Here is a 25,816-nt window from a genome sequence, read left to right as displayed (position 1 = left end):
AACTGCTTCGCACTCTTCCGGATCATGCTTTAAGGCAGCCTCATGTCCAACGCCGCCGCGCCAGCAACGGAAGGACCCGATCGGTCCGAGGCGCCTGCGCATGTCGCCATCATCATGGATGGCAACGGGCGTTGGGCGGCCGCGCGCGGCTTGCCGAGGGCGGAAGGCCATCGCCGCGGCGTGGAGGCCCTGCGCCGTGTGGTTCGCGCGTCGCATGAACTCGGCATCCGCTATCTCACCATCTTCTCCTTCAGCTCGGAAAACTGGTCGCGCCCGGCGAGCGAGATCGGCGATCTCTTCGGCCTGTTGCGCCGCTTCATCCGCAACGATCTGGCGAGCTTGCATCGCGACGGCGTCAAGGTCCGCATCATCGGCGAGCGGGACGGGCTGGACGGCGACATATGCGCACTCCTCAACGAGGCCGAGGAACTGACGCGCGACAACACGCGCCTCACGCTCGTCGTCGCCTTCAACTACGGCTCGCGGCAGGAGATCGCGAAGGCGGCACAGAAGCTCGCGCGCGAAGTCGCCGAGGGGCGGCGCGATCCCGCGACGATCGATGCCGAGACACTGGGAGCGCATCTCGACGCGCCCGACATTCCCGATCCCGATCTCATCATCCGCACCAGCGGCGAGCAGCGGCTGTCCAACTTCCTGATGTGGCAGGCCGCCTATAGCGAGCTTGTCTTCGTGCCGATTCACTGGCCCGATTTCGACAAGGCGACGCTGGAAGGTGCCATCGCCGAATTTGCCAGGCGCGAACGCCGTTTCGGCGGCCTGGTCGCGAAAACCGCCTCGTGAGCGAACCCGACTCCGCACCGGCCGGCTCTCAGCCTGCCCCGAGCAATCTCGTGATGCGGGTCCTCGCAGCGCTGGTGCTGGCGCCGCTCGCCATTGCACTCGCTTATGTCGGCGGTTGGTTGTGGGCGCTTCTCGTCACCCTGGTATCGATCGGACTGTTCGCGGAATGGCTGATGGTGGTGGGCGCGGGATCGGTCGCGCTGACCGCCGCAGGGACCATCGTCATCGCCTTGATGGGATCCTGCGTCGCCTTCGGCGCGCTGAAGACCGCAATCATCATCGGCCTCATTGGCGGTGCGATCGTGACGGCGATCGCGCGGGGCAAGTTCGTCTGGGCGGCCTCCGGATTCGCCTATGCATCGGCGGCGCTGCTGGCCTCGATCCTGCTGCGGCAGGATCTCGTGAACGGCTTCGCCGCGCTGATGTTCGTGCTGCTGGTGGTGTGGGCGACCGATATCGGCGGCTATTTCGCCGGCCGAAGCATCGGCGGACCGAAGCTGTGGCCGCGGGTGAGCCCGAAGAAGACCTGGTCAGGGGCGCTCGGCGGCTTTGCCGCGAGCCTTCTGGTTGCGGCCGGCTTTGCCGCTTGCGGGCTCGGAAAGATGGTTCCATTGCTGCTCGTCAGCGCCATCCTGTCGGTCGTGTCGGCCTCCGGGGACCTCTTCGAATCCGCGGTGAAGCGGCGCTTCGATGTCAAGGATTCCAGTCACTTAATTCCCGGCCATGGCGGGCTATTGGACCGTCTGGACGGTTTTGTCGCTGCCATCCTGGTGGCATGGATTATCGGTTTCCTCCGCCATGGTGTGCATAGCGCCGGAAGCGGTCTTATGGTTTGGTGAGGACATGAGCGCGGTTCCATTGCGTAACAACAAGGCTGCGGCGTCGACCGTCCGCAGCGTCACGGTTCTCGGCGCCACCGGTTCGATCGGCGACAGCACGATGGATCTGCTGCGCGCCTCTCCCGAGCGCTACCGGGTCGAGGCGCTGACGGCGAACAGCAATGTCGCAGCGCTGGCGAAGCTCGCGAAGGAGTTTTCCGCGCGCTTCGTCGCGATCGCCGACACCTCAAAGTTTGCCGAGCTCAAGGATGCGCTCGCGGGCACCAGCACCGAATGCGGCGCCGGCGAAAGCGCTGTGATCGAGGCCGGCGCGCGTCCGGCCGATTGGGTGATGGCCGCCGTGAGCGGCGCCGCCGGATTGAAGCCGGCACTGGCGGCGGTCGATCGCGGCGCGCATGTCGCGCTCGCCAACAAGGAATGTCTCGTCTGCGCCGGCGATTTCTTCATGCAGCGCGCGGCGAAAGCGGGCGCCTGCATCCTGCCGGCCGATTCCGAGCACAACGCGCTGTTCCAGGCGCTCGGCTCAGGCAATCGCGACGAGCTCGTCCGTGTCATCATCACGGCCTCCGGCGGCCCGTTCCGGACCTGGAAGCCGGCCGACATCGAGCAGGCAACCCTCGAGCAAGCCCTGAAGCATCCGAACTGGAGCATGGGCCAGAAGATCACGATCGATTCCGCCTCGATGATGAACAAGGGGCTCGAGGTGATCGAGGCCTCCTATCTGTTCGCGCTGAGTCCGGACGAGATCGACGTCCTCGTGCATCCGCAGTCGATCATCCACGGCATGGTCGAGTTTTCCGATCGCTCGGTCGTGGCCCAGCTCGGTGCGCCCGATATGCGCACGCCGATCGCGCATTGTCTCGGCTGGCCCGACCGCATCAAGGGGCCGGCTGCCAAGCTCGATCTGGCCAAGATCGGCCAGCTGACCTTCGAGGCGCCGGATTTCGAGCGTTTCCCCGGGCTGCGCCTGGCTTTCGATTCGCTTCGGACCGGGAAGGGCGCCACCACCGTCTACAACGCCGCCAACGAGGTCGCGGTCGCCGCCTTCATCGCCGGCAAGATCCGGTTCGGCGCGATTGCCAGGCTGGTGGAAGCGACGCTGGACGACTGGATCCGGAGCGGGAACCAGGCCCCGCTGACGTCAGCCGACGATGCAATCTCTGTTGACCATGTTGCGCGAAATAGAGCTGCCGCCCTATTGCCTCAAATTGCCTTAAAGGCATCCTAGATGGTTCGCGACCAGGGCCTTGCGGCGCTGGATGAGGGAATTCGATGATCGACTTTTTCGTCCATAGTTTCAATACGTTGAGCCATGGACTCCTTGGCTATGCGGTTCCCTTCCTGTTCGTCCTGACCATCGTCGTGTTCTTCCATGAACTCGGCCATTTTCTGGTCGCGCGCTGGGCGGGCGTTCGCGTGTTAACTTTTTCGCTCGGCTTCGGACCTGAGCTGGTCGGTTTCAACGACCGCCATGGCACCCGCTGGAAGATCTCGGCGATTCCGCTCGGCGGCTATGTCAAGTTCTTCGGGGACGAGAGCGAGGCTTCGACGCCGTCCTCCGAGAAGCTAGCGGCCATGACGGCCGAGGAGCGCGCCGGCAGCTTCCATCACAAGAAGGTCGGCCCGCGCTCCGCCATCGTTGCCGCCGGACCGATCGCTAATTTCATTCTGGGCGCGCTGATCTTCGCCGGCATGGCGTTGTATTACGGCAAGCCGAGCACGATCGCGCGTGTCGACGGTGTCGTCGCCGACGGCGCTGCGGCGACAGCCGGCTTCAAGATCGGCGACGTCGTCGTCCAGATCGACGGCAAGCCGATCGAGAGCTTTGCCGACATGCAGCGAATCGTTGCGATGAACGCCGGTTCGGCGCTTGCCTTCGAGGTCAAGCGGGACGGCAGCATCGTGTCGCTGACCGCGACCCCGGCACTGCTGGAGCGCAAGGATCCCTTCGGCAACAGCCATCGCCTGGGCGTGCTCGGCATCGAGCACAAGTCTCAGGCGGGCGAAGCCTCGACTTCGCCGGTCGGCGTCGGCGAAGCGCTCAAGATCGGGGTTGAGCAGGTCTGGTTCATCATCACCAGCACCTTCAAGTTCCTGGGCGCGCTGTTCGTCGGAAACGGCAATCCGAACGAGGTGAGCGGTGTGCTCGGCATTGCGAAGATGTCGGGGCAGGCGGCCAGCGCCGGGTTCCAATTCGTGATCAACCTGTGCGCGGTGCTGTCGGTGTCGATCGGCCTGTTGAACCTGTTCCCGATCCCGCTGCTCGATGGCGGTCACCTCATGTTCTATGCGGCGGAGGTGGCCCGTGGGCGGCCCCTGTCCGAGCGGACTCAGGAGATGGGATTCCGAATCGGGCTGGGTTTGGTGCTGATGCTGATGGTGTTTGCCACCTACAACGACATCCTGCGGATGGCCGCATCCTGATAGGGCTTTTTTGTGGCGTTGCTGGGCGTTGCTCTTGGGCAACGTCTTGGAATGAAAATGAAATTACGGCGCGCTCGGCCGTTTGCGGCGTCGTTTAAATTGGCTACAAGCGGCTTGAACTTGGGGAATCTCCAGACCGGCGTTGGGGTTGGGTCTGGTGCGGAATGATAAGGGCGCGCTGCGCAATGAAGTTTGGACTGCGACTCCGGGGGGGCTTGCTCGCAACCCTGATCATGTTCGGCGCGCCGGTGCTTGCCCCGGTTGGGGCTGCTTTTGTGTCTTCGTCTGCGCTCGCTCAGACCGTGCAGTCGATTTCCGTTGAAGGAAATCGCCGTGTCGAGGTGGAGACGATCCGCTCCTATTTCAAGGCGGGTCCCGGCGGTCGCCTGGATCAAGGTGCCATCGACGACGGCCTCAAGGCGTTGATCGAGACCGGTCTGTTCCAGGACGTCAGGATCAACCGCGGTGCCGGTGGCCAGATCGTCGTCTCCGTGGTGGAAAACCCGGTGATTGGCCGCATTGCCTTCGAGGGCAACAAGAAGATCAAGGACGAGCAGCTCACTGCCGAAGTCCAGTCCAAGGCCCGCGGCACCTTTTCCCGGGCCATGGTGCAGTCCGACACGCTGCGAATCGCTGAAATCTATCGCCGCTCCGGCCGCTACGACGTTCGCGTCACCCCTGAGATCATCGAGCAGCCCAACAACCGCGTCGACCTCATCTTCACGGTCGAGGAGGGCTCCAAGACCGGCGTCAAGTCGATCGAATTCGTCGGCAATAGCGCGTTCTCGTCCTACCGCCTGCGCGACGTCATCAAGACGCACGAATCGAACCTGCTGAGCTTCCTCGCCAGCAGCGACATTTACGATCCCGATCGCGTCGAAGCCGACCGCGACCTGATCCGCCGCTTCTATCTCAAGAACGGCTTCGCCGACGTCCAGGTCGTGGCCGCGCTCACCGAATACGATCCGGAGAAGAAGGGCTTCAACGTCACCTTCAAGATCGAGGAAGGCTCGCAATACCGCGTCGGCGCGATCGACTTCCGCTCCAGCATTCCGAACTTCGATCCCACCTCGATGCGCAACTATTCGCGCATCAATGTCGGCTCGCTCTACAACGTCGAATCGGTCGAGAAGTCGGTCGAGGAGATGCAGATCGAGGCCTCGCGCCGCGGTTATGCCTTCGCCGTGGTCCGTCCCGGCGGCGACCGCAACTTCGAGGCGCACACCGTGTCGGTCGTGTTCAACATCGACGAGGGCCCGCGCACCTATATCGAGCGCATCAACCTTCGCGGCAACACCCGCACGCCGCGACTACGTGATCCGTCGTGAGTTCGACGTCTCTGAGGGTGATGCCTACAACCGCGCGCTGGTCGACCGTGCCGAGCGGCGCTTGAAGAACCTCGACTATTTCAAGAGCGTGAAGATCACGACGGAGCCCGGTTCGTCGAGCGACCGCGTGATCCTGCTCGTCGACATGGAAGAGAAATCGACCGGCGACTTCTCGGTCTCGGGCGGTTATTCCACCACCGACGGAGCGCTGGCCGAAGTCTCGGTTTCCGAACGCAATTTGCTCGGCCGCGGCCTGTTCGCCAAGGCGTCGGTGACCTATGGCCAGTACGCCCGCGGCTATTCGCTGTCGTTCGTCGAGCCCTATCTGCTCGACTATCGTGTTGCGCTGGGTCTCGACTTCTATCAGCGCCAGCAGCTGTCCAACAGCTACATCTCCTACGGCACCAAGACGCTGGGCTTCTCGCCGCGCCTCGGTTTCGCCTTGCGTGAAGATCTGTCGCTGCAGCTGCGCTACTCGATCTACCAGCAGGAAATCACGTTGCCGTCCTACCTCGCGAACTGTAACAATGTGCAGACGCTGCCTGATGGCACTCCTAATCCTGCCTTCAATCCGAGTCCGGCCTTTGCCAACTCCATTGGCATGAGCCTTGCCTCGACCAACGGCCTCGGCTGCTACAGCGACGGTGAAGCTTCGCTGCCGGTGCGCAAGGAGCTTGCGGGCGGCAAGACCCTGACCTCGGCGCTCGGCTACACGCTGACCTACAACACGCTGGACAACAACAAGAACCCCACCGACGGTCTGCTCGTCGATTTCCGGCAGGATTTCGCCGGCGTCGGCGGCGACGTCTCCTACCTGAAGTCCGTCATCGACGCTAAGTACTACGCTCCGCTGGTGTCTGACGTCGTCGGCCTCGTCCATTTGCAGAGCGGCATGCTGAACAAGATCGGCTCCAACGACCTGCGCATGCTCGATCATTTCCAGATGGGCCCGAACCTCGTCCGCGGTTTCGCCCCGAACGGCATCGGCCCGCGCGACATCAACCCATACGACACGCAGGACGCCCTTGGCGGCACCAAGTATTGGGGCGCTTCGGTCGAATTGCAGATGCCGTTCTGGTTCCTGCCGAAGGAAGTTGGTCTGAAGGGCGCGGTCTATGCCGATGCCGGCGGCCTGTATGACTATAAGGGGCCGACGACGTGGGGAGTGACTGGCGAAACGACCACGCCGTTTAACTCCGGCTGCACGGCTTCGACCACCAATCCGGCGACGCCAGGTACCTGTACCGGCCTGATCTACGACGACAGCAAGGTGATCCGATCGTCGGTCGGTGTCGGCCTGATCTGGCAGTCGCCGTTCGGTCCGCTGCGCTTCGACTACGCCTTGCCGCTCAGCAAGGGCAAGTACGACCGTACGCAGGAGTTCCGGTTCGGCGGCGGCACCTCGTTCTAATTCGATCAGCACGGCACGATCCGGATCACTGGAGCCGGTTTCCGAAAGGGATCGTGCCGATTTAAGAGATGAGGCATGATGCGGTCTTGCCGCTTCATGCCGAAGCCGGACCGCGATGGGGTGGAATGGCGCAGCCGACCTTCTTCACAAAACCGCCTGCCTCAGCGTTGGCTGACATTGCCACGCTGACCAAGGCGGAGCTGGTCGATCCCGCCAAGGGCGGCCAAATCATCACGGGTCTGGCTTCGCTCGACGAAGCCGGCCCGATGCACCTGACGTTCTTCGACAATCTCAAATATGCCGACGAGCTCAAGGCGACCAAGGCCGGAGCTTGCCTGGTGAGTCCGCGTTTCGAGGCCAAGGTGCCCGCGCATGTGGCCGTGCTGCGGGCGACGCAGCCGTTCCGGGCCTTCGTCAGGATCGCGCGGGAGTGGCATGGCGACGCGCTCCGGCCGCAATCCTGGACCGGTAACGACGGCATCGCGCCGTCGGCGATCATCGACCCCACGGCCCGGCTCGAGGACGGCGTGATCGTCGATCCCCTGGCCGTGATCGGCCCGGACGTGGGAAATCGGCAGCGGCACGGTGGTCGGTGTGGGGGCCGTGATCGGCCCCGGAGTCAAGATCGGCCGGGACTGCAATGTCGGCGCGCGCACCGCCATCCAGTGCGCCCTGATCGGCAATGACGTGCTGATCCACCCCGGCTGCTCGATCGGCCAGGACGGCTACGGCTTCATCTTCTTCGGTCCCGAGGGCCATCTGAAGGTACCCCAGACCGGCCGCGTGCTGATCCAGAACAATGTGGAGGTCGGCGCCGGCACCACCATTGATCGCGGGTCCTTGCGCGACACCGTGATCGGGGAAGGCACCAAAATCGACAATCAGGTCCAGATCGGCCACAATGTGACCATCGGCCGGCACTGCCTGCTGGCAGCCCAGATCGGCCTCGCCGGCAGTCTGACCCTCGGTGACAACGTGGCGCTGGGCGCGAAGGTGGGTATCAACAATCACGTCAAGATCGGGGATGGAGCTCAGGTGACTGCCATGAGTGGCGTCAAGGACGACGTTCCTCCCAACGGACGTTGGGGTGGTTTTTTTGCCAAGCCGACCAGGCAGTGGTTCAAGGAAATCTTGGCGGTGGAGCGCTTGGCGCGCGACGGCAAGGCCGAGCCGAAGCAGGAGGAACGGGAGTGACGGACGAAGCACCGGTCAGGTTCGAGCTTGTGGACATCAATATGATTCTGCAAACGCTCCCGCACCGTTTTCCGATGTTGCTGATTGATCGCGTGATCAACATCCGCACCGATTACAGCGGCATCGGCATCAAGAACGTCACCTTCAACGAGCCGCAGTTCCAGGGCCATTTCCCGGATCGTCCGGTCTATCCCGGCGTGATGATGATCGAGGCGATGGCGCAGACCGCGGGCGTAATCGGCATCAAGTCGGTCGAGGGCACCGAGAAGCCGCGGGCGGTTTATTTCCTCACCATCGACAAGTGCAAGTTTCGCAAGCCCGTGCTGCCCGGCGACACCATCGAGTATCACATGCGCTCGGTCGGGCGCCGCAAGGGCGATGTGGTGGTTTCACGGCGATGCCAAGGTCAACGGCCAAGTGGTCGCGGAAGCCGACGTCGGCGCCATGCTGACCGACTGAACGGTCTGGTTCATGCGCGGCAGTCGTAGCGGCTGCCGGCTGCCTCGCGCTTGATATTCCGGTTGAAGAACTGGCCCATGGACGGAGCGCCCAGGAGGCTGTCGACGGTCTCGGCCGCGACGGCGCAATAGCGGTCATACCTGCCGTCGACCGCGACTACGAGGTTCTGCTGCGCCCGGTCGTAGCAGACGCGCTGAAGCACCGTGCTGCGGCTGATGTCGCGGCATTCGAACGTCGCGAGGTCGGTGGGGCGAAGTTCGCCGGTCTCGACGGTCTCGGAGACGATCGGTGCGGCCGCGAGCTGTGCGAGCAGAAGTGCCAGGGCCCTGACCACGATAGCTGAAGCTCCGCGTGAACTTGTTGACGAGCCGGGAAGGTTGCCTCATCCGGCACTTGAAACACGGCGAGATGATACGTCACTGGACAGATCGGGCATAGTCGCGCTAACCACCGGAAAATCGAATGACTTCAACGCATAACCAGCCCTTCTTGACGAGTTTGATTGCTTGATGAGCAAGATTGATCCCACCGCACGGGTCGAGGACGGCGCCGTGATCGGCGAGGGCACCGAGATCGGACCTTATTGCATCATCGGCGCCAATGTCGTGATCGGCGCGAACTGCAAGCTGATCGGACATGTGCATATCACCGCGCAAACCACGATCGGCGACGATTGCACCATCTATCCCTTCGCCTCGCTCGGCACGCCGCCGCAATCGCTCAGCTATCGCGGCGAATTGACGAAGCTCAAGATTGGCTCGGGCTGCACCATCCGCGAATCCGTGACCATGAACGCCGGCACCGTCACAGGCGGCGGAATCACAGAGGTCGGCGACCGCAACTATTTCATGAATTGCAGCCATGTCGGCCACGACTGCCATGTCGGCAACGACGTGATCTTCGCCACCTCGGCGACGCTCGGCGGTCATTGCGAGATTGGTGATTTCGTCTTCATCGGCGGTCTGTCCGCGGTGCATCAGTTCACGCGCATCGGCCCGCAGGTGATGGTCGGCGGCGTGTGCGGCGTGCGCGACGACGTCATTCCGTTCGGGCTGGCCAACGGCCAGTATGCGGCGCTGGAAGGCCTCAACCTAATCGGCATGAAGCGGCGCAAGTTTACCAAGCAGCGGCTTGCGACCGTGCGCGCGTTTTACCAGAAACTCTTCCATGGCCCCGGCACCTTTGCCGAACGCTTGGAGACGGCGCGGCCGCTCGCCGGTGAAGATCCGGCGATCGCCGAAATCCTCGACTTCATTGGCAAGGGCAAGCATCGCCCGCTCTGTCTTCCCGCCATCGCGAAGTGAGTTCTGGGATGGCCGCGGGCATGACATCGGCGGCTTCGGAGATTTCGTCACCGGTCGGCGTGGTCGCAGGCGGCGGCGCGATGCCGTTCGCGGTTGCCGACTCGCTCGCCGCCCCGCGGCATCACACCGGTGCTGTTTCCCCTTCGGGGGGCCTGCGATCCGGCGCGAGTGGAGAAATTCCGTCACCGCTGGATTTCGGTTGGCCAGCTTGGCCGCGCCATGCGGCTGTTTCGCGAAGAAGGCTGCCGGGACCTGATCTTCATCGGCACGCTGGTACGGCCTTCGCTCTCGGAGGTCCGGGTCGACTTCACAACGCTCCGGCTGCTCGGCAATGTCATCCGCGCCTTCCGCGGTGGCGACGATCATTTGTTGTCCGGCGTCGGGCGCATTCTCGAGCAGGGCGGCTTTCGCATGGTCGGGATCCGGGATGTCGCGCCCGACCTGCTGATGCCCGAGGGCTGCATCAGCCGCGCCTGGCCGAGCGACACCGGCAAGACCGACATCGAGCGCGGACGCGCGGTGCTGACCGCGCTCGGTCCGTTCGACATCGGCCAGGCCGCGGTTGTGATCGACGGCCATGTCGTGGCGGTCGAGGATATCGAGGGCACCGATGCGCTGCTCGCGCGCGTGGCGCGCCTGCGCGAAGAGGGCCGCATCCGCGCTGCCACCGGGCGCGGCGTGCTGGTGAAGGTCCCAAAGAGCGGGCAGGATTTGCGCTTCGACCTGCCGACGATCGGCCCGCGCACCCTCGAGGGCGTCGCCGTCGCGGGGCTCGCCGGCATTGCCGTCGTCGCCGGCAATACCATCGCCGCCGAGCCGCAGGCGATGATCGCGTTCGCCGACACAAAATATCTCTTCGTCATCGGCCTGCCGGCATGATGCAAGGCCGCGATCCCACGCGCAAGATATTCCTGATCGCCACGGAGGAATCCGGCGACCGGCTCGGCAGCGCCTTGATGAAGGTGCTGCGCCAGCGGCTCGGCGACGGCGTGCAGTTCGTAGGCGTCGGCGGCCGCACCATGGCCCGCGAGGGGCTCGAGACGCTGTTTCCGATCGAGCAGCTCTCGATCGTCGGTTTCGCCGCGGTCGTGCAGCAATTGCCAAAGATCCTGCGGCTGATCCGCGAGACCGTGGAGGCTGTGACCGAGTCCGCGCCGGACGCGCTTGTCATCATCGACAGTCCCGATTTCACCCACCGTGTCGCCCGCCGCGTGCGGGCGCGCAATCCAGCAATCCCGATCGTCGACTACGTCTCGCCGCAGCTCTGGGCCTGGCGGCCGGGACGGGCGCGGACCATGCTCGGCTATGTCGACCATGTGCTCGGCCTGTTGCCGTTCGAGCCGGAGGAATATCGCAAGCTCGGCGGACCGCCATGCAGCTATGTCGGCCATCCCCTGATCGAGCAATTGCCGTCGCTGCGACCGAACGCGGAGGAGCAGAAGCGCCGCGACGGTGAGCCGGCGGTTTTGCTGGTGCTGCCCGGCAGCCGCCGCAGCGAGATCCGGCACCATCTTGACGTGTTCGGCGCGACGCTCGGCCGATTGCAGACGGAAGGCCGCGCGTTCGAACTGATGCTGCCGACCACGCCGCATCTCGAAGCGACCGTCCGCGAAGGCATCGCGAACTGGCCGGTCAAGCCGCAGATCGTGGTTGGTGAAAACGAGAAGCGCGCCGCCTTCCGGATCGCGCATGCAGCGCTCGCGAAATCCGGCACGGTGACGCTGGAGCTGGCGCTGTCGGGCATTCCGATGGTGACGGCCTATCGCGTCAGCGTGATCGAAGCCTTCATCCTGCGCCGCGCGATCCGCGTCTCCTCGGTGATCCTCGCCAATCTCGTGATCGGCAAGGATGTCATCCCGGAGTTTCTGCAGGAGGAGTGCACGCCGGAGAAGCTGGCGCCTGCGCTGTCGGAGCTGTTGACGGATTCGCCGCTGCGCAAGCAGCAGGTCGAATCGTTCGTCCAGCTCGATCAGATCATGGCGACCGGCAACAAGCCGCCGAGCGTGCTTGCCGCCGACATCGTGCTGGCGACGATGCGCAAGGGCCGCCGGACAGGCTAGTCTTTGATGTTCTTTTCGACAGTTTCCATGAGCGGAGCATTGAGTCCAAGACTCTGCGCAGTTGTTGAAAGTCGGTGCGGATTGATTGCTTGAAGTCGGCTGCATCGGGACCTGAGATGAGACCCTGATAAATTTCAAGAGCTTGCTGCGTCTTCCCGGACAGCATCAAGGCATGCGCCTTGTTTATTTGCACCCAGCTCAGTTCGGGAAATGAAGGAATGACAAAATCTGCTATGCGAACAGCTTCGTCGTAGTCACGAACGAAAACGAATTTGTAGGTCAGGTCACCGAGAATCTTGGCCGCTTGAAATCTCGTTGCTGCCGGCATCCGATCTCCCGCGTTCGCAACCGCCATCGCTAAACGCACCACCCGCTGACATGATTGCTGTGCTTCCGACTTCTTGGACTCGTCGCTGGTTCGGTCGCCCGCCAGCCAGAGCACCACACAGTAATCCGCTTGATTCCTGGCTGCGTCGAAGATGCGGTTGGCACGCTGATTAACTGCCATTGCCTGTCGATACGAATCGGCCGCTTCCTGGAAGCGCTGGGATTGCGAAGTCCGTATCGCAAGCAGGAAGAGGACGTCGCCGATGTGGTCCTGTTCCATGGCCCAGTCGAGAGGCGAACTATCAATTGTCCATTCCTTTGTTGCCTCCGTGTAGGCCGCAAGCGCGGCTTCCAGGTCGGCTGTACCTGGGCGCAAGCGTCCCAGGCGTAGCCGTACGTTGCCCAGGTTCGTCTGGGCTCTTGCCCAGACCAGTCCGGATCGTTCCTGCGTGATCTCCTGGAGAGCTGCGCGATAGGAGATCGCCGCCTCGTCGAGCAGCTTTACCCCGGAGTCGTCCTTCGCAAGGTCGGACAGCGTGCCAGCAAGATTATAGGTCGTCGTCGCCCAGTCGTAAGGATATCGCTCCCTCGTCTTGACCGCTAGCGAAGCCCGATACGCGTCGATTGCGGAAGCGAGCATTTTCTGGTCGCCATTCCGGGTTGCCAATTTGGACAGCGCCGAACCTAGGTCATTCTGGATCGTCCCCCAGGCCGCCGGATCGCGCTCCACGGGTAACCTCCTGCAGAGCGAGATCGAAAGACTTCAAGGCCAATTCGAAGCTCTCGGTGCCGCTCTCGGTTTCGGCATTCCTCAGATAGGCGGCCGCAAGATTTGTCTGAATGCCGCCCCACTGCAGCGGAGCCTTCTCTCGCGAGCACTCCTTGAGTGCTTCCTGGTAGGCGGCGATCGCCTCCTCCATTCGCCCGGGCCCGGGAGAGCGCTCTCCGAGTTGGGCGAGCGCGCTTCCCAGGTTGCTTTGTATGTTGGCCCAGTCGAGAGGAGACTTGTCTCGCGTAATCACCTGAAGGGCATCGCGGTAAGCTTCAATGCTTTGGAGAAGGATGGGCTCGGCGCCACTGCTGCGTTGCGCAATCGTGTCGAGAGACAGGCCAAGATTGTGCTGGTTGCGGGCCCAGTCCCGAGCCATCTTGTCGCGAGGCAGCCGTTCCAGCAGCGCTCTGCGCCGCTCTATGGACTGGTGCAGCGCCTTGTCGTCGCCGAACTCTTCGCCCTGCAGATAGAGCGCATCGGCCTCGCGCTCGAGATAGTCGAGCGCCTTGGGACTGTCGAATGCGGGTGCATACATGTTGCCTGCGGAGGCAAAATGCGTCGCGGCTTCGACGTAACGTAACCGCGTCATGGCGACCTCGCCTCGGCTTGCAGCCGTTTCAGCAACATCGGCGGCGAGATTGCGGGTCGCATTGAGCAACGCTGCCCGTTGGAGGTCCTCGACCTTGGCGAGCAGGGCCTCGGCCCCAGCTAGGTCCCCGGCGTCGATGGCCTTCCGGGCATCGTTCTTCAGGGTGGAGGTCTCTGAAGAGTCCGTCGGCCTGGTGAGGGCCTGGTCTCTCAGCAGTTTGTATTGGCTGGCGATCTGCACCAATGTGGGTGCGAGCTGGTCCGGTGACAGGTTTGTTTCGCCCAAAATGAAGAGAGCCGAGCGAATTTGTCGTTCGTTCAGATCGAGCTTCTTCTGAAGTTCAGCGAGCCGGGTGATTTGTTCTGCGTTGAACTGCCTTAGATCTGCATTGTTCTGCCTCAGGTCTGCATTATTCTGTTTCAGATCCTGGGCATCTTCCTTGTATTTCTTGACGAGATCATCGACGCCGATGTTGATCACGGAACTTACAATGTCGCGGCCGGCCGCCACACTTCCAAAGTTGGCCTGAACCTGAGCTTGGACGGTGTTCGCGATCAGAAGCGTGATGGCTACAACGACGAATGTGCCACGAAACATTGCTGCCTCATTGCTTACTGCTGCAATCTGAGTCTTTCGGTCCGTTCATCACGATGGTGGCGCCGCTGATGTTTCCGCCCGCCGCTACGCTGCCGCAGTTCGCGGAGACAGGCGCAACATCGTGGGCGGCTTGTTTGGGTTGCAGTTGGACGTAGGCCGTCCATAGGCCCGCTATGGCGACCACGGCTCCCCCGCCGAGCCAAGCTAGGACGTCCCGATTCTTCTTGACTAGAAAGAACCGCCAAAGCGTATCCATGGAGCATCCCCGTGGTTGGTTCTCGATCCAGCTCCCCATCCGGCTCACGCGCCGGCGGCGCTTATCCAGCTTCAATGGTATTGGTCAGTCCACGGTTTTCATGCCGCGTAAATTCTGCTGTGTTTCAATCTGTCGTTCTAATGATTAGTCGCACTCTATCTACAGTTTAGACGTGGTTTATGGCATTTTCAATGAGCAGTTTCGATCCTAGCAGGATGGTATGAAGCGTCGCAGGAGCTGCAACGAACAGTTCGCCTGGAGCGGCTAGCCAATCCCGCCGTCGACCTGAAAACACTGGCGCGTGATGCGCTGGCTCTCGTCGGAGGCGAGGAACAGCGCCATGTTCGCGATATCCTCGGGTGTCACCGCGTCGGGAATGGCCTGACGCGTTCGCAGCTCGGCGATGGTCTGTTCGTCCGGATACCACAGCCGGCGCTGACGCTCGGTGATCACCATTCCCGGTGCTATTGCGTTGACGCGGATGCGGTCGGGACCGACCAGCCGGGCCAGGGAGTTGGTGAAGCCGACGATCGCGGCTTTTGCCGCAGCGTAGACCGGCAGCGCCGGCGCGCCGCGCATCCAGGCAATCGACGACATGTTGATGATCGATCCGCCGCCGCGCGCCTGCATCTGCGGCACCACGGCTTGAGCCGCAAAGAAGACGTGCTTGAGGTTGACGCCGATCGTCCAGTCGAATTCGGCGGGCGTCACCTCGGCCAGCACCTGGCGCTGATCATTGGCGGCGTTGTTGACGAGAACCGCGGCGTCGCCCAGCGATCCGTGGACCTGCGCCATGGCGCCGCGCAGGGCATCAATGTCGAGGAGATCGCACGGCACGAACAATGGTGCGGTGCCGGACGCGGCCGCCACCTCCGCGACCAGTGCTTCGCCGGCGCTCGCATCGAGGTCGAAGAAGGCAACGCGTGCCCTCTGGGCTGCGAAGGCACGCACGAAGGCGGCACCGATGCCGCTGGCGCCACCGGTGATCAACACCACGCGGCCGGCAAGGCTGGAATAGGTGGTCCTGGTCATGCGATCAGCCGCTCCGTTTCGGGGTCGAACAGGCAAATGCGCCGCGTGTCGAGCGCGAAGGAGGCAGTCGCCCCGGGCGTGGGCCGGATATCCGGCGTGATGCGCGCCAGCGCAGGCTCGCCGCCAAGCCGCAGCAGCACGATCGTTTCGGCTCCGGTCGGCTCGACCATTTCCACCGGCGCGTCGACGATGACGGGCGCATCGCTGGAAAACACGCGATTGCCCTCGGCGATGCATTCCGGCCTGATTCCGACCACCACGTCACGGCCGACGAAGCGCGCCGCCGCGTCGTATTGGCCAAGGCGGAGGCGGACCTCGTCCGGCCTTCCTGCGCCGATCACGGCCACAGGCCCGCCGGCATCGGCCTCGAGCCGAGCCGGCATCGTGTTCATCGGCGGTGAGCCCATGAAACGGGCCACGAACAGATTAGCGGGATAGCGATACACGGTATCGGGATCGGCAAACTGCTGCACCACGCCCCGGTGCATCACGGCGATGCGCGTCGCCATCGTCATCGCCTCGATCTGGTCGTGGGTGACATAGATGATGGTGGCGCCGATGCGCTGATGCAGCCGCTTGATCTCCATCCGCATCTCGACGCGCAGCTTGGCGTCGAGATTGGAGAGCGGCTCGTCGAACAGGAAGAGCAGGGGATCGCGGACCAGAGCCCGACCCATCGCCACGCGCTGGCGTTGGCCGCCGGAGAGCTGCGACGGCTTGCGGCCGAGCAGCGGCTCGATCTGGAGCAGGCGGGCTACGTTCGCCAGTGCCTTCTCCTGTTCAGCCTTCGGTACGTGGCGGCATTCCATGCCGAAGGTGATGTTCTGGCGCACCGTCATCGACGGATAGAGCGCATAGGACTGGAACACCATGGCGATGTCGCGGTCTTTTGGCGGGATGTCGTTGACGACACGTCCGCCGATTTCCACGGTGCCTGCGCTCGGGCGGTCGAGCCCGGCGACGATGTTGAGCAGCGTGGACTTGCCGCAACCGGACGGGCCGACCAGCACGGTGAACTCGCCGCTCTCGATGTCGAGGTCGATCCCCTTCAGCACTTCCAGATTGGCGTAGCGCTTCGACAGAGAGCGAATGCTTAGTGCTGCCATGACAATCCCATCATTTCACGGCCCCGGCGGTCAGGCCGCGCACGAAGTACCGGCCGCCGAGGAGATAGATCAACAAAGTGGGCAGCGCTGCGATGATCACCGCCGCGCTCTGTACGCCATGCTGCGGGATATCCGCGATTGCGGCAGATAGCGCGATGAGGGCAGCCGTGACCGGCTGTTGCTGGCCGGTCGTGAATGTCACGCCGTAGAGGAACTCGTTCCAGATGTGCGTGAACTGCCAGATCACGGTGACGATCAGAATCGGAGACGAGAGCGGCAGAATGATGCGCCAGAAAATGCGGAAGAACCCGGCGCCATCGATGCGCGCGGCGCTGATCAGTTCATGTGGGATGGCGACGTAGTAGTTCCGGCAGAACAGCGTGGTGAAGGAGAGCCCCTGGATCGTGTGAATCAGCACGAGGCCCGTCAGCGTGTTAATGAGACCGATATCCCGCAACACGATGGTCCAGGGAAGCAAGCGCATCTGCTGGGGAAGGAAGAGGCCAAGGGTCACGATGCCGTAGATCCAGCTATCGCCGCGAAATCGCCAGAGCGACACGGCGTAACCGGCGATAGCACCGAGCAGGGTAGAGAAAATCGTCGCGGGAATCGTGACGAGCGCGGAGTTCAACATGTACGGCCGGAGGCCGGCGCAGGTCTCGGCGACGCAGAAACCGCTCCATGCAACGGCGTAGTTGCTCCAGGCCCATTGTTTCGGCCAGCCGATCATCGAGGCCTGTGCGATCTCCTCGTTGCTACGGAGCGAGTTCAGCACGACAACAGCCAATGGCGCGAGCCATGCTGCAGCGATCGCCAAAACGAGCAGATAGATCAACATTCGGCTTGGTGCGAAGGCTCGATCACGCATGGGTCGTCCGCCGTCGCTCAAAATAACGCCACGCTGCATACGGCAGCAGCACCGCGAGAAGAATAAGCAACATGAGCACCGCCGCCGCCGCACCCCGGCCGAGCTGGCCACGTTGGAACATCAGATCGTAGACGACGAGTGCCGGCAGCTGGGTCGCGATTCCGGGCCCGCCGTTGGTGAGAGCGCGGACGAGGTCGAAGGCCGAAATCGCGAACTGCAGCTGGATCACGGCGACGGTGATGGTTATCGGCCATAGCGTCGGCAAGATGACCCGCCGATAGATCCGGATAGGTCCGGCGCCATCGATCTGCGCGGCCTTGATGATGTCCGCGTCGACGGAGCGAAGGCCGGCAAGAAACAGTGCCATGGCGAAGCCCGAAGATTGCCAGATCGCAGCGATGACAATGGTCCAGATCGCCATGTCGCGGTCTAGCAGCCAGTCGAACCGGAACGAGGTCCAGCCGAGGTCGTGAGCGAGCTTCTGGATACCAAGGCCGGGATTGAGCAGCCCAGCTCCAGACCGTGCCGGTGACGACGAACGACACCGCCAGGGGATACAGGAAGATGGATCGCAGCACGTTCTCGCCGCGAATGCGCTGATCGAGAAGGATCGCGAGCATGAGGCCGGTGATCAAGCTCAGCACCACGAAAGCGCAGCCAAACAACAGCAAGTTGTCGAACGCGATCTGCCAGTTCCGCGACGACAAGACCGCCGTGTAGTTGCGCAAACCCACCCAGCCCGAAACTGGGACAAGGGTGGAGGGCGTGAACGATACCCAGATCGTCCACAGCGAGAACGAGACGAGATGCCCCGCCGCCAGCAGCAGCGGCACCCAGATCATCAGGTATTCGGGCAGCCGGCGCACCAGGTCAGAGGTCGCCGGCCAGCCCGGCCGCGTCGCTGGAGAGACGGTGTCGGTCAACGCGCGCCCTCGACGGCCTCTGCAAGACGGGTGACCGCCTGCTCCGGTGTAACCGTCTTGTTCTTCACATACTCCGTGATCACGTCGATCATCGCTGCGGTCATGCCGTTTTCCTGCGCCATGTTGTGCGCGAGACTGAGGACCGCTTGATTGCTTGCGATAGCGTCTTTCAGGGCTGCTGCGGTCCGCCGTTGACCGTCCGACCAGCCTTCACCGGAAAGATCGACATCTGTGCGCACGGGTATCGATCCCGTGATCTGTGAATACATCGTCTGGATTGCTGGATCCATGACGAGTTGGGCCATCAGCGCCTGACCCGCCTGCAGATCTGGCTCCTTGCGCTGCCAGAATATGAAGGCATCGGCATTCAACAGGAAAACCGGCTTGGAATTGTCGCTCGGGCCCGGGGCGATGATGAAGTCGTCGAACTTGAAACCGGCATTGCGCAATACGCCCTGCGCCCAGCCGCCCATGATCATCATGCCCATGTCGCCGTCGATGAAGCGCTTCAGGTTGGTCGAAAAGTGCTGGGCGCCGACGTTCGGGTCCATCCAGTCGGCGATCTTGCGCACCTGTGCGAAGGCAGCCTTTATCTCGGGACCCTCCAAGGCCTTCTTGTCGAGATTCATGATGGCTGCGCGGTATGAGGTGGGACTGATGCCGGCCAGAGCGGCCTCGAATTTCTGTCCATCGTCCGGGCGCGTACCACCGTTGGCGATGGGATAGGCGACACCGCCCGCCTTCATCTTCTCGGCAAGGTCGTTGAAGTCGGCCCATGTGACGGGGATCTTGTCGGCCCTGGCTTTGTCCATCGCGCGCTTGGAGAGAAACAGCATGTTGGTGCTGTAGATCTGCAGCGGCAGTGCGATCCATTTGCCCCCCGGCTTGTGCAATCGTGCAAGGTCTGGAGCGACGACCTTTTCATAGCCGGCGGCGGCAACAAGGGCGTCGAGATTGACGGTTGGGGCAATCTTCGACCAGGCTGCAATCTCGGGACCTTTGAGCTGCGAACAGGCCGGTGGATCGCCGGCCATGATCTGAGCGCGCAGCTTGTTCATCATCTCGGTGGTGAATCCGGGGACTGGCGAGTGCTGCCAAATCCCGCCCTTCTCCTCGAATTTCTTGCCGAGCGCCGTGATGGCCGCCCCGTCGCTACCTGCGGACCATTGTGAGATCGCAGTCAGGCGCGGCTTGACCGCGCCTTGCGCGCGGGCAAATGCCGGCAGCGCAAGCGCGGCAGCAGATCCAGCGAGCAGACGGCGCCTTGTTGTCGTGATCGGCATGGCAAGTTCCTCCCGGTGTGAACTCTTTCGCGCGAGAGCCGCGCGGTATCAGGTATCTCAGGCGGCTTCGGTCGATGCGGCCGGCATGCCGCCGCGGCAAGCGAGGCAGAACGCTGCGAATGCCAGCGCCGCCCGCGGATCATTGCCATTCGACGGCGGCACGAAAGCAAGCGACACTTGCGCATGCTTGCGACCGCCCAACAGGCAGACGTCGATCCCGTCGACGAGAGCGTTGCGATCGTCCTCGATGAGAAGCGACGGCCAGCCGCTGATCGCGACGCCGTGGCATAGCTTCACGTTCAGCGTGTTGCCGATCGCGAGGCCAAGCCGAAACAGCCGCCGGCGCAACTCCTGCCGCACGCGCGGCGAAAGCGGCATTGCGGTCAGCCATTCGCTGCCGAGTTGAAGCAACTCGGCCTCCGCGACGCCAAGAAGCTCGGCCAAGGCTGGAAGCGACGTATAGGCCTCGACGCAGCCATGATGACCACAGCGGCAACGGGGTCCGTCGGGCTCGAACACCATGTGGCCGAGCTCGACCGGCTGGAGCGCATCGTCCTCGACCGGATCATCCATCCAGGTCCCCGCGACGCCCTGGCCGACGAAGACGAAGAGATGCGCGCCGCTGAATGGATAATTCTCCGTACGGCAACGGTGAAAAATGGCGTGCGCGACCACCGAATTGGTGAACTCGACCGGCACGCCGGCAAACGTCTCGCCGAGCATCTCGCTGATACGCCCGACGTCGCAGGGAATGATCGGATTGCTCGATGCGCCCAACCGGCCAAGGCCCGGAATGGAGACGCCGATCTGCGCGAGGGGGATACGTCGGCGTCGCGTCCAGTCGCGCAGCAATGTCATCGCCTCGCCAAACGTCCGGCCGACGGTCGCGACGGTCGGCGTCTTCGGTAGCGGCACGTGTCCGGTGTAGTGCAACTCACCCGACAGGCCCCCAACGCCGACGCTGAGACGCTGGGTGCTCAGCTCGAAGGCCGCGAGTGCGACCGAGCCGTCGAGCGACACGAGGCCCGTTGGACCGCCGACATAAGGGGCAGGGCGCCGCACCTCTTCGATCAGGCCTTCGGCCTTGAGATCAAACAGAATGCGCGACAGGCTCGCTTCCGACAGGCGCACGGCCCTGGCCAGCGGCGGGCGAAACGAGCCGCCCGACTGAAGCAGATGAGTCAAAATGGCAGCACGCGTCTGCCGCCGACTTCTCGGCTGCTCCGGCATTTCCATCCCTGTCGTTATTCTTACTTAGGGTAAGGATTTGCGCGCGGAGCGCTTCAACTGTCAAGGCACTTGCGGCTCGATGCATGGACTTGTTGTTGTGCGCGGCAGCAAGATGGGGAGCGGTCCAACCCGTTTCGTAGCGTGGGCAAGGCGAAGCGTGCCCACGCTGTCTATGCCGGTCGCGGAAAGATGGTGGGCACGCTCCGCTTTGCCCACCCCAAGGTGAGCGCCAAACAAAAACGGCGCCATCGCAGACGATGGCGCCGTTTCAAACGTCGTGAGGCTAAGACTTACTTCCGATCCTTGATCGCGACGTAGTCGCGCTTGGTGACGCCGGTGTAGAGCTGGCGCGGACGGCCGATCTTCTGCTGCGGATCCTCGATCATCTCGCTCCACTGGCTGATCCAGCCGACGGTGCGCGCGACCGCGAACAGCACGGTGAACATCGAGACCGGGAAGCCCATCGCTTTCAGCGTGATGCCCGAATAGAAGTCGACGTTCGGGTAGAGCTTGCGGTCGATGAAGTACTGGTCGCTGAGCGCGATCCGCTCCAGTTCCAGCGCCACCTTGAGCATCGGATCGTCACCATGGCCGGTCTCCTTGAGCACGGCGTGACACATCTTCTGCATGATCTTGGCGCGCGGATCGTAGTTTTTGTAGACGCGGTGACCGAAGCCCATCAGGCGGACTTCAGAGTTCTTGTCCTTCACCTTGGCGATGAACTCGGGAATGTTGTCGACCGAGCCGATCTCGGCGAGCATCGCGAGCGCGGCTTCGTTGGCGCCTCCATGCGCCGGGCCCCACAGGCAGGCGATGCCGGCGGCGATGCAGGCGAACGGGTTGGCGCCGGAGGAGCCGGCGATACGCACCGTCGAGGTCGAAGCGTTCTGCTCGTGATCGGCGTGCAGGATGAAGATCTTGTCCAGCGCGTCAGCCAGCACCGGGTTGATCTTGTACTCCTCGCACGGCACCGCGAAGCACATGTGCAGGAAGTTCTCGGCGAACTTCAGCGAGTTCTTCGGGTACACGAAGGGCTGGCCGACCGTGTACTTGTAGGCCATCGCCGCCAGCGTCGGGATCTTCGCGATCATACGCATGGAAGCGATCATGCGCTGCTTCGGATCGTTGATGTCGGTTGAGTCGTGATAGAACGCGGCGAGCGCGCCGACCGCGGCCACCATGATCGCCATCGGATGGGCGTCGCGGCGGAAGCCCTGGAAGAAGCGGGCCATCTGCTCGTGGACCATCGTGTGATGGATCACGCGGTCGTCGAAATCTTTCTTCTGTGCGGCGGTCGGCAGCTCCCCGAAGAGCAAGAGGTAGCAGGTCTCGAGGAAGTCGCCGTTCTCGGCGAGCTGCTCGATCGGGTAGCCGCGGTATTCCAGCACGCCCGCGTCGCCGTCGATGTAGGTGATCTTGGACTGGCAGCTCGCGGTCGAAGTGAAGCCCGGATCGTAGGTGAACAGGCCGGACTGTGCGTAGAGCTTGCCTATATCGATGACATCAGGCCCGACGCTGCCGCTATGGATCGGAAGATCGAAATTCTTGTTTCCGACCGTCAGTGTGGCGGTCTTTATTGCTTGGTTTTGCGTCCATCAGAGGTCCCCGATGTATGGTGAAACGGGCCGGACCCGGAAGGCCCCTAAGCAGATGTTGGGGCAGGCCGGATGTTCCAGAAGGTACGGGTGAGATGGGTATATTATTGCTGTGTGCGCTGCAAGATGGCGCCACGCATGGTCGACTTACGTCGTAGACTAGGCCTTGGCTTGGTCCTTGAGCCGGCCCAGGCTCTCCTGGCGTCCCAAGACGTCCAAAACCTCGAATATACCAGGCGACGTCGTTCGTCCGGTCAGCGCCGCCCGCAGCGGCTGGGCGACCGCGCCGAGCTTGAGACTATTTTCCTCGGCAAAAGCACGCAGCGCGGCTTCCGTGGCGGCGCCGCTCCACGTCTCGACTTTCTCCAGCGCGGAATGAAGCTGGCCGATCAGCTTGCGGTTTTCCGGCGTCAGCAGCGCCGCCGCCTTCGGATCGAGCTCCAGCGGCCGGTCGGCGAAGATGAAATAGGAGCTGTCGATCAGCTCGATCAGCGTCTTGGCGCGCTCCTTCAGGGCCGGCATGGCCTTCAAGAGCTGCGCGCGCGTGGTGTCGTTTAACTTGGCCTTAAGCTCGTCGCGGCTGGGCACGACGTGGTCGAGCACGTCCTCGAACATCTTCACGAGTGATTGATCGTCGGCATTGCGGATGTAATGCCCGTTGAGGTTTTCCAGCTTGGCGAAATCGAAGCGCGCCGCGGCGCGGCCGACGCTGGCGAGGTCGAACGCGGCGACCATCTCCTCGGTCGAGAAAATCTCCTGGTCGCCATGGCTCCAGCCGAGCCGCACGAGGTAGTTGCGGAGTGCGGCCGGGAGATATCCCATGGCGCGGTAGGCATCGACGCCAAGCGCGCCATGGCGCTTCGACAGTTTTGAACCGTCCGGGCCGTGGATCAGCGGGATGTGGGACATGCTCGGCAGCGTCCAGCCCATCGCATCGTAGATCTGTTTCTGGCGGGCCGCGTTGATCAGATGGTCGTCGCCGCGGATGACATGGGTGACGCCCATGTCGTGGTCGTCGACCACCACCGCGAGCATGTAGGTCGGATTGCCATCGCCGCGCAAAAGCACGAGGTCGTCGAGGTTCTCGTTCTGCCAAACCACGCGGCCCTGGACCTGGTCCTCGATCACGGTCTCGCCGGTCTGCGGCGCGCGCAGCCGGATCGTCGGCTTTACGTTGCTTGGAGCCGTCGCCGGATCGCGGTCGCGCCACAGGCCGTCATAGAGGCGGGTGCGGCCTTCGGCGCGCGCCTTCTCGCGCATCGCGGTGAGCTCCTCGGCGGTGGCGTAGCAGCGATAGGCCTTGCCGCCGGCGAGCAGCTGCTCGGCCACCTCGCGGTGGCGGGCGGCGCGGCTGAACTGATAGATGACGTCGCCATCCCAGCCGAGCTCCAGCCATTTCAAGCCGTCGAGGATGGCGCCGATCGCGGCCTCCGTGGAGCGCTCCCGGTCGGTGTCCTCGATCCGGAGCAGCATCTTGCCGCCGTGCTTCTTCGCATAGAGCCAGTTGAACAGGGCCGTGCGGGCACCCCCGATATGGAGGAAACCGGTCGGCGAGGGAGCGAAGCGGGTGACGACGGAATCGGTCATTCTTGGCAGGGCCTATGCATTGGAGGCGGTGGTATATAGCAGGACCGGGGCATAACTAAAGCCCGGCAGCGGACCGCTTAAGGCCTTGGCTCAGCGTCCCGAATTTGGCAGAAGGGCCGCTGATTTCCCTACAGGATTTTCGTAATGACAGAACCGGTGGCGACTGAGGTTGGGCGCGATTTCATTCGTGACATCATCCAGGCCGACCTCGATCAGGCCAAATACAAGGAGATCGTGACCCGGTTCCCGCCGGAGCCGAACGGCTATCTCCATATCGGCCACGCCAAGTCGATCGCGCTCAATTTCGGCATCGCCCAGGAGTTTCCGGGCCGCTGCCATCTGCGCTTCGACGACACCAATCCGGTCAAGGAAGAGCAGGAATATATCGATTCCATCCAAGCCGACGTGCGCTGGCTCGGCTTCGACTGGGGCAAGAACCTGTTCTTCGCCTCGGACTATTTCGACCGCCTCTATGAATGGGCGGAGCAACTGATCCGCGACGGGCTGGCCTATGTCGACGACCAGACCCAGGAGGAAATTCGCCGTGCGCGCGGCACGCTGACCGAGCCCGGCAAGAATTCGCCCTTCCGCGATCGCAGCGTGGATGAAAACCTCGACCTGTTCCGCCGCATGAAGGCGGGCGAATTCCCCAACGGCGCGCGCGTGCTGCGGGCCAAGATCGACATGGGTGCGGGCAACATCAACCTGCGCGATCCGGTGCTGTACCGCATTCTGCATGCGCATCATCCGCGCACCGGCACCAAGTGGAGCATCTATCCGAGCTACGACTACGCCCACGGTCAGTCGGACGCCATCGAAGGCATCACGCACTCGATCTGCACGCTGGAGTTCGAGGATCACAGGCCGCTCTACGACTGGTTCATCGAGAAGCTGCCGGTGCCGTCGAAGCCGCACCAGTACGAGTTCGCGCGCCTGAACCTGACCTACACGCTACTGTCCAAGCGCGTGCTGACCCAGCTCGTCCGCGAGGGGCATGTCGCGGGCTGGGACGATCCGCGCATGCCGACCGTGGCGGGGATGCGCCGCCGCGGCGTGCCCCCGGCGGCCCTTCGTGAATTCGTCAAGCGCATCGGCGTGGCCAAAGCCAACAGCGTCGTTGACGTCGGCATGCTCGAGTTTTGCATCCGCGAGGAGCTGAACCGCACGTCGCAGCGGCGTATGGGGGTGCTGCGGCCGCTGAAAGTGGTGATCGAGAACTACCCGGAAGGACAGGTCGAGGAGCTCGAGGCGATCAACCATCCCGATGATCCCAGCGCCGGCACGCGCAAGATCACGTTCGGCCGTGAGCTCTATATCGAGCAGGACGATTTCATGGAGAACCCGCCGAAAAAGTTCTTTCGGCTGTCGCCGGGCAACGAGGTGCGGCTGCGCTACGCCTATTTCGTCAAGTGCACCGGCGTGATCAAGAACGATAACGGCGAGGTGGTGGAGCTGCGCTGCACCTACGATCCCGCGACCAAGGGCGGCAACGCGCCCGACGGCCGCAAGGTCAAGGCCACCATGCACTGGCTGTCGGCGGCAGCGTCGAAGCCGGCCGAAATCCGCATCTACAACCAGCTCTTTGCGAACCCGAGCCCGGACGCCTCGAATTTTGCTACCGATCTCAATCCGCAGTCGCTGGAGATTCTCGCTGATGCGCGAGTCGAGGCATCGGTTGCCGAGAGCAATTCCACCGAGCCAATGCAGTTCGAGCGCCAGGGCTATTTCATCCGCGACAAGGACTCGACGCCCGGCAAGCCGGTATTTTCCAGGACCATCGGTTTGCGCGACACGTTCGCGAAGGAAGTCGCCAAGGGATGACGAGGGTTGA

The 25,816-nt window shown here is 63.1% G+C and carries 17 protein-coding genes and 5 pseudogenes; 11 read left to right on the top strand and 11 right to left on the bottom strand.

What is annotated here, in order from left to right; genetic code table 11:
* Positions 1–42: 42 nt before the first annotated feature.
* The 7 genes and pseudogenes from ACVWW3_RS12690 (at position 43) to fabZ (ending at position 8,456) form a co-directional block, all read left to right on the top strand.
* The gene (locus ACVWW3_RS12690) at positions 43–801 is read left to right on the top strand and encodes an isoprenyl transferase (RefSeq protein WP_456649848.1); all 759 of its coding nucleotides are present in this window, start codon (positions 43–45) and stop codon (positions 799–801) included.
* Positions 798–1,640 (top strand): phosphatidate cytidylyltransferase, encoded by an 843-nt coding sequence (locus ACVWW3_RS12685; RefSeq protein WP_456649849.1) that lies wholly within the window; start codon positions 798–800, stop codon positions 1,638–1,640. The genes ACVWW3_RS12690 and ACVWW3_RS12685 overlap by 4 nt, the downstream gene beginning before the upstream one ends.
* Before the next feature lie 4 nt (positions 1,641–1,644).
* Entirely contained in the window at positions 1,645–2,868 is a 1,224-nt protein-coding gene (gene dxr, locus ACVWW3_RS12680) for a 1-deoxy-D-xylulose-5-phosphate reductoisomerase (protein WP_456649850.1), read from the top strand.
* Between the two features lie 44 nt (positions 2,869–2,912).
* Positions 2,913–4,064, top strand: a complete 1,152-nt coding sequence (rseP, locus tag ACVWW3_RS12675) for an RIP metalloprotease RseP (RefSeq protein WP_247349250.1) — start codon at positions 2,913–2,915, stop codon at positions 4,062–4,064.
* Between the two features lie 185 nt (positions 4,065–4,249).
* A pseudogene (gene bamA, locus ACVWW3_RS12670) lies at positions 4,250–6,803 on the top strand (outer membrane protein assembly factor BamA).
* 125 nt (positions 6,804–6,928) lie between these two features.
* Positions 6,929–7,997: pseudogene (gene lpxD / locus ACVWW3_RS12665) on the top strand (UDP-3-O-(3-hydroxymyristoyl)glucosamine N-acyltransferase).
* A gap of 41 nt (positions 7,998–8,038) precedes the next feature.
* Positions 8,039–8,456, top strand: a pseudogene (gene fabZ / locus ACVWW3_RS12660) (3-hydroxyacyl-ACP dehydratase FabZ).
* Between the two features lie 10 nt (positions 8,457–8,466).
* Here the strand turns inward: fabZ and ACVWW3_RS12655 are convergent.
* The gene (locus ACVWW3_RS12655; RefSeq protein ID WP_247447375.1) at positions 8,467–8,790 is read right to left on the bottom strand and encodes a KTSC domain-containing protein; all 324 of its coding nucleotides are present in this window, start codon (positions 8,788–8,790) and stop codon (positions 8,467–8,469) included.
* A 175-nt stretch (positions 8,791–8,965) separates the two neighbouring features.
* Between ACVWW3_RS12655 and lpxA the strand changes: the two genes are divergently transcribed.
* From lpxA to lpxB, 3 genes and pseudogenes are all read left to right on the top strand, one after another.
* Entirely contained in the window at positions 8,966–9,760 is a 795-nt protein-coding gene (gene lpxA, locus ACVWW3_RS12650) for an acyl-ACP--UDP-N-acetylglucosamine O-acyltransferase (protein ID WP_247447376.1), read from the top strand.
* A 20-nt stretch (positions 9,761–9,780) separates the two neighbouring features.
* Positions 9,781–10,639 (top strand): annotated as a pseudogene (locus ACVWW3_RS12645) (LpxI family protein).
* A complete protein-coding gene (lpxB, locus tag ACVWW3_RS12640; protein WP_456649851.1) occupies positions 10,636–11,820 on the top strand; it encodes a lipid-A-disaccharide synthase in 1,185 nt (394 codons plus the stop codon). Before ACVWW3_RS12645 ends, lpxB begins: the two are co-directional and overlap by 4 nt.
* Here lpxB and ACVWW3_RS12635 read toward each other — a convergent pair.
* The 10 genes and pseudogenes from ACVWW3_RS12635 to gltX form a co-directional block, all read right to left on the bottom strand.
* Positions 11,735–12,877, bottom strand: a complete 1,143-nt coding sequence (locus ACVWW3_RS12635; protein WP_456671978.1) for a hypothetical protein — start codon at positions 12,875–12,877, stop codon at positions 11,735–11,737. The genes lpxB and ACVWW3_RS12635 overlap by 86 nt on opposite strands.
* The gene (locus ACVWW3_RS12630) at positions 12,837–14,105 is read right to left on the bottom strand and encodes a hypothetical protein (RefSeq protein WP_456671977.1); all 1,269 of its coding nucleotides are present in this window, start codon (positions 14,103–14,105) and stop codon (positions 12,837–12,839) included. Before ACVWW3_RS12630 ends, ACVWW3_RS12635 begins: the two co-directional genes overlap by 41 nt.
* Before the next feature lie 520 nt (positions 14,106–14,625).
* Positions 14,626–15,393: an SDR family NAD(P)-dependent oxidoreductase gene (locus ACVWW3_RS12625; RefSeq protein WP_456649853.1), complete on the bottom strand. Its 768-nt coding sequence runs from the start codon at positions 15,391–15,393 to the stop codon at positions 14,626–14,628.
* A complete protein-coding gene (locus ACVWW3_RS12620) occupies positions 15,390–16,499 on the bottom strand; it encodes an ABC transporter ATP-binding protein (protein ID WP_456649854.1) in 1,110 nt (369 codons plus the stop codon). Before ACVWW3_RS12620 ends, ACVWW3_RS12625 begins: the two co-directional genes overlap by 4 nt.
* A 10-nt stretch (positions 16,500–16,509) precedes the next feature.
* Complete coding sequence (locus ACVWW3_RS12615; protein WP_247349472.1) at positions 16,510–17,367, bottom strand: carbohydrate ABC transporter permease; 858 nt, start codon at positions 17,365–17,367, stop codon at positions 16,510–16,512.
* Positions 17,360–18,209, bottom strand: a pseudogene (locus tag ACVWW3_RS12610) (carbohydrate ABC transporter permease). Before ACVWW3_RS12610 ends, ACVWW3_RS12615 begins: the two are co-directional and overlap by 8 nt.
* A 77-nt stretch (positions 18,210–18,286) precedes the next feature.
* Positions 18,287–19,573 carry an ABC transporter substrate-binding protein gene (locus ACVWW3_RS12605; RefSeq protein WP_456649855.1) on the bottom strand — a complete coding sequence of 429 codons (1,287 nt, stop codon included), beginning with the start codon at positions 19,571–19,573 and terminating at the stop codon, positions 18,287–18,289.
* Positions 19,574–19,630: 57 nt separating this feature from the next.
* Entirely contained in the window at positions 19,631–20,809 is a 1,179-nt protein-coding gene (locus ACVWW3_RS12600) for an ROK family transcriptional regulator (RefSeq protein WP_456649856.1), read from the bottom strand.
* A 284-nt stretch (positions 20,810–21,093) separates the two neighbouring features.
* Positions 21,094–22,380: a citrate synthase gene (gltA, locus tag ACVWW3_RS12595; protein ID WP_456672404.1), complete on the bottom strand. Its 1,287-nt coding sequence runs from the start codon at positions 22,378–22,380 to the stop codon at positions 21,094–21,096.
* A gap of 177 nt (positions 22,381–22,557) precedes the next feature.
* Positions 22,558–23,985 (bottom strand): glutamate--tRNA ligase, encoded by a 1,428-nt coding sequence (gltX, locus tag ACVWW3_RS12590; RefSeq protein WP_456649857.1) that lies wholly within the window; start codon positions 23,983–23,985, stop codon positions 22,558–22,560.
* 144 nt (positions 23,986–24,129) lie between these two features.
* On the opposite strand from gltX, the gene ACVWW3_RS12585 reads away from it, so the two are divergent.
* Positions 24,130–25,806 (top strand): glutamine--tRNA ligase/YqeY domain fusion protein, encoded by a 1,677-nt coding sequence (locus tag ACVWW3_RS12585; RefSeq protein WP_456649858.1) that lies wholly within the window; start codon positions 24,130–24,132, stop codon positions 25,804–25,806.
* Positions 25,807–25,816 lie beyond the last annotated feature (10 nt).

Source organism: Bradyrhizobium sp. LM2.9, from assembly GCF_054056555.1.
This window is presented reverse-complemented; position numbering and strand designations above follow the sequence as displayed.